The organism is Frankia sp. CoWAU3, from assembly GCF_977971855.1.
Genome location: NZ_CDWWXB010000232.1, coordinates 1 through 4,436, shown reverse-complemented (window position 1 = coordinate 4,436; position 4,436 = coordinate 1). Strand labels below are relative to the sequence as shown.

The window sequence follows — 4,436 nt, the reverse complement described above, 5'->3', positions numbered from 1 at the left end:
CCGCCGCGCCGGACAGCAGGGGGACGCGCAGCATCACGTGCAGCATCCGCCATGCCGTGCGCAGCCGATGGCGACCGGCCAGCGCGCCGAGCAGGGCGGCCGGTATCCCGAACGCGGCCGTCCCCAGCGCCGCGGAACCGGGGGTCGGCCGTACCGAATGCGTGCGCACGATGACCGCGACGACCACGACGAAGAGAGTCTGGGCGCCCACGACGCCGATGACGTCGCCCGCCACGGGACCCCGGCGGCGCCATCCGACCGGCATCGGCCCCCGCGGGAGTCCCCGGGGTCCGATGCCGAAGCGGCGGGGCGCCCTCCGCCGAGCCGCGCGGGCCGCAACCGCGACACCCGGCCCAGCGGCATCCGACCGAGCGAGACCCGGTTCAGCGACGCTCGGCCCAGGGGCGTCCGGTTGAGCACGGCATGCGACTGCAGTGATGCCGCGCTCGCCCGCCGATGCGCCGCGCTCAGCGCCGCGGCCAGCGAAAAGAGGGCGAGGCCCAACGGCCGGAACGCGATGATCCCGTCAGGGAGCCGCAGCGTCGTTCCGTGAGCGGCAAGCCACAGATCGGCTCCGACGCGCAGAGCCGCGGCGGGTCCGGTGGAGGAGCCGGTGGAGGAGCCGGTGTCGGCTCCCCACACAACCAGAACGACGAATTCGATGAAGATCAGGCCCGCGGCCGACGCGGCGACCGCCTCCGCCAAGGGCCGTCCGCCCCGCTGCCAGATCCGATCGGTGAGGCGTCGCGGCAGTCGGGGCGGCTGCATGGAGGCGGGCACGTTAGGACGCTCGCACGCAGATGCGCGGCTCAGCGGACAACACGCCGTCGTCGGCGCGGGAAATGCCCGAAGTAGGACGAATAGTTATGGTTGGCCGGAGAGGTCGACCCACCGCATCCCCCACGCCACATCCCCCCGAGCGACCGTCATGAACCACTCGCCGGGGCATCGGATCAACGACCGGGAGGAGACTCCTGCTGGCCGTAACCACCCGGCGGAGGCGGCTGCTGGCCATAACCCGTGGGCGACTGACCATGACCCTGCGACGGCTGGCCGTATCCGCCCGGCTGGACCGGCTGCCCATACCCGCCAGCGGGCGGCCCATAGCCCGGCGGCGGCCCGTACCCCGTGGACGGCTGACCGTAACCGGGTGTGGGCTGCTGGCCGTAGGGCTGGCCGTAAGGCGGCTGACCACCATACGGAGGCCAGGCGCCCGGCTGACCGGGCCCGGTGGGACGGGCACCCGGCCGGCCGGGAATGGGCGCTCCGCTCGCCAGCGCCGTGAGCACCCCGAAGACGGTCTGCACGATCGTCAGCAGCAAGGCGAGGTAGAACCCGAAACTCGGCCCGGCATCCACCCCGCTCGGCACATCGGGGAACCGAATCCATCTGATCAATAGCAGGAAGACGGCGAATGCCGAGACGGCTGGCAGTATCCACAGGATCGAGACCGGACCAACGTCCGGGATGCGGACGTTGGCGGCGACGCGCGCCGTCACCAGACCGGCGACCACGACCACCAGGAACACCGGGAACCAGGAGTTGAACCCGAGCCCCCAGGCGTTCTTGTGGGCCTCCGCCGAGCGGCCGAAAAATCCCAGGCTCACCGAATACCACGGCAGGAAGCTCACGATGAACGTGACCGCCCCGGAGGCGATCACCCCGATGTCGTTGGTGGCGACGCTACGACCGCCGATTTGTGCCACGACGGCAACCCCACTTCGTCTGGTCGGTCGGTGCGGGGACGAGAGTCGTCGATGCACCGATGCAGGAGTCTTGCAGCCGTCGGAAGCGAAGGGAAGATGTCCGTCCCGAAGCCCCGCGGCCGAGACCCCTACCTGTCCTGATGCCGAGCCCCCGCGGGACGCGGGGGCTCGGCATCAGGACAGGCCTACAACGACCGCATGATGTCAGCCATCAGCCGGGCGGTCTCCGACGGGGTCTTGCCAACCCGGACGCCGGCCTTCTCCAAGGCTTCCTTCTTGGCCTGCGCGGTACCGGACGAACCGGACACGATGGCGCCCGCGTGGCCCATCGTCTTGCCCTCCGGCGCGGTGAAGCCGGCCACGTAGCCGACGACCGGCTTGGTCACGTTCTCCTCGATGTGCGCCGCGGCCCGCTCCTCGGCGTCACCGCCGATCTCACCGATCATCACGATCGCGTCGGTGTTCGGATCGGCCTGGAAGGCGTCGAGCGCATCGATGTGCGTGGTGCCGATGACCGGGTCGCCACCGATGCCGACACAGGTGGAGAAGCCGAACTCCCGCAGCTCGTACATCATCTGGTAGGTCAGCGTGCCGCTCTTGCTGACCAGGCCGATGCGCCCGCCGGGGGTGATGTCGGCCGGGATGATGCCGGCATTGGACAGACCGGGGCTCGCGATACCCGGGCAGTTCGGCCCTATGATCCGCGTCGTCGCCTTGGACCGGGAGTAGGCGAAGAACTCGGTCGTGTCGTGGATCGGCACGCCCTCGGTGATGACCACCGCGAGTGGGATCGCCGCGTCGATCGCCTCGATCGCCGCGTCCTTGGTGAACGCAGGCGGAACGAAGATCACCGAGACGTTGGCGCCGGTCTGCGCCATCGCATCGGCGACGGAGCCGAACACCGGCACGCCCTCGACCTGCTGGCCCACCTTGCGCGCGTTCACGCCGGCGACGACGTTCGTGCCCGCGGCGAGCATGCGGCGGGTGTGCTTGCTGCCCTCCGAGCCGGTGATGCCCTGCACCACCACCCGGCTGTTCTCGTCAAGCCAGATAGCCATCGGTTCGCAATCCCCTTCGCCCAGGTCAGGCCGCGGCCGCGGCGAGCTCAGCGGCGAGCTTCGCCGCGCCGTCCATCGTGTCGACCGGCTTGACCACCGGCAGGTTCGCCTCGGCCAGGATGCGGCGGCCCTCCTCGGCGTTGTTGCCGTCGAGGCGCACCACCAGCGGGGTGCTGACGTCGCCGACGATCTTCAGGGCCTGCACGATGCCGTTGGCCACCGCGTCGCAGGAGGTGATGCCACCGAAGATGTTGACGAAGACGCTCTTGACCGCCGGGTCACCAAGGATGATCGACAGACCGTTCGCCATGACCTCGGCGGACGCACCGCCGCCGATGTCGAGGAAGTTCGCCGGGCGCTTGCCGCCGAATTCCTCCCCGGCGTAGGTCACCACGTCGAGGGTGGACATGACCAGGCCGGCACCGTTTCCGATGATCCCGACCTCGCCCTCGAGCTTGACGTAGTTGAGGCCCTTCTCCTTGGCCTTCTGCTCCAGCGGGTCCACCGCGGCCACGTCGACGAACGCCTCGTGCTCCGGGTGGCGGAAGTCGGCGTTGTCGTCCAGGCTGACCTTGCCGTCGAGGGCGACGACCCGGCCGTCACCGGTGAGGATCAGCGGGTTGACCTCGACGAGGGTGGCGTCCGACTTGACGAACACGGTCCAGAGCTTGGCCAGCAGCTCGCTCGCGCCGTCCAGAGCCGCCTCGGGCAGCTTCGCCGCGACCGCGATCTCGCGAGCCTTGGCCGCGTCGACTCCCTTGAGCGGGTCGATCGCAATCCGGGCCAGCGCCTCCGGCTTGGTCGCCGCCACCTCCTCGATCTCCATGCCGCCCTCTCGGGAGGCCATGGCGAGAAAGGTGCGGTTCGCCCGGTCCAGCAGGAAGGATGCGTAGTACTCCTCGGCGATGTTGCTGGCTTCCTCGACGAGCACCGAGTGGACCGTGTGGCCCTTGATGTCCATGCCGAGGATCGCTGTCGCCTTCGCGAAGGCGTCATCCGGCCCGTCGGCTACCTTGACGCCACCGGCCTTGCCCCGGCCTCCGGTCTTGACCTGCGCCTTGACGACGACCCTGCCACCGAGCTCGGTGGCGATCGCGCGGGCCTCCTCGGGGGTGGTCGCGGTCTTCCCGGTGGGCACCGGTACGCCATGTTCGGCGAACAGCTTCTTCGCCTGGTATTCGAAAAGATCCACGGTCCGTCCAGTCGGATGCGGTCGTTACGGGTTGGGATACGTAGAGCTGCACAGAACGCCTGCGAGCCTACTGACGAGGGCGTTACGGCGCGCGCCACGCGCCGTGCACCACCGCCGTCGCTGGCGGCCCGCGGGTGGGATCGAGCGGGCCGGTCCGGCGCATCCCTCGACCCGCTCCGGGGACCCGGCAGGGTCGTCGATACAGGACAGATACAGGACAAATGAGGTGGACACCTGTCGCACCGAGGGTGGCTTCCGCCTCGCCGCCCTCAGAGCGCGGGTCCGCCGGGAGCCGCTGAGCGTGACCGCCGGGACCTGCCCTAGGCCGTCCCGTGCAGGGCTGCGCGAAGGTCGCGTGGTGTGACGGTCTGTTGCGCTAAGTGGCTATGAACTGGAGTGCCCGGCGGCGGTCTCCGGCGATGTGTTCGAGGGTTTCCTTGACTTTTCGGACTCCGCGGAGGCGGAGGAGGTTCAGGGCAA

The 4,436-nt window shown here is 69.7% G+C and carries 3 protein-coding genes and 2 pseudogenes; all 5 read right to left on the bottom strand.

Annotated features, from left to right (window positions below; all coding sequences use genetic code 11):
- Positions 1-211 (bottom strand): annotated as a pseudogene (locus AC08ON_RS16055) (DUF6350 family protein); the annotation flags it as partial.
- A 287-nt stretch (positions 212-498) separates the two neighbouring features.
- Positions 499-768: pseudogene (locus tag AC08ON_RS16050) on the bottom strand (DUF6350 family protein); the annotation flags it as partial.
- Between the two features lie 185 nt (positions 769-953).
- Complete coding sequence (locus AC08ON_RS16045; RefSeq protein ID WP_476608345.1) at positions 954-1,706, bottom strand: hypothetical protein; 753 nt, start codon at positions 1,704-1,706, stop codon at positions 954-956.
- A gap of 185 nt (positions 1,707-1,891) precedes the next feature.
- Positions 1,892-2,764 carry a succinate--CoA ligase subunit alpha gene (sucD, locus tag AC08ON_RS16040; protein ID WP_011435105.1) on the bottom strand — a complete coding sequence of 291 codons (873 nt, stop codon included), beginning with the start codon at positions 2,762-2,764 and terminating at the stop codon, positions 1,892-1,894.
- 25 nt (positions 2,765-2,789) lie between these two features.
- Positions 2,790-3,956, bottom strand: coding sequence for an ADP-forming succinate--CoA ligase subunit beta (gene sucC / locus AC08ON_RS16035; RefSeq protein WP_011435104.1), 1,167 nt, complete (start codon positions 3,954-3,956; stop codon positions 2,790-2,792).
- Between the last annotated feature and the right edge of the window lie 480 nt (positions 3,957-4,436).

What these genes read in the sequence shown, in the direction of transcription:
- sucD (WP_011435105.1), bottom strand. Translation starts at nt 2,764, where the DNA reads ATGGCTATCTGGCTTGACGAGAACAGCCGGGTGGTGGTGCAGGGCATC.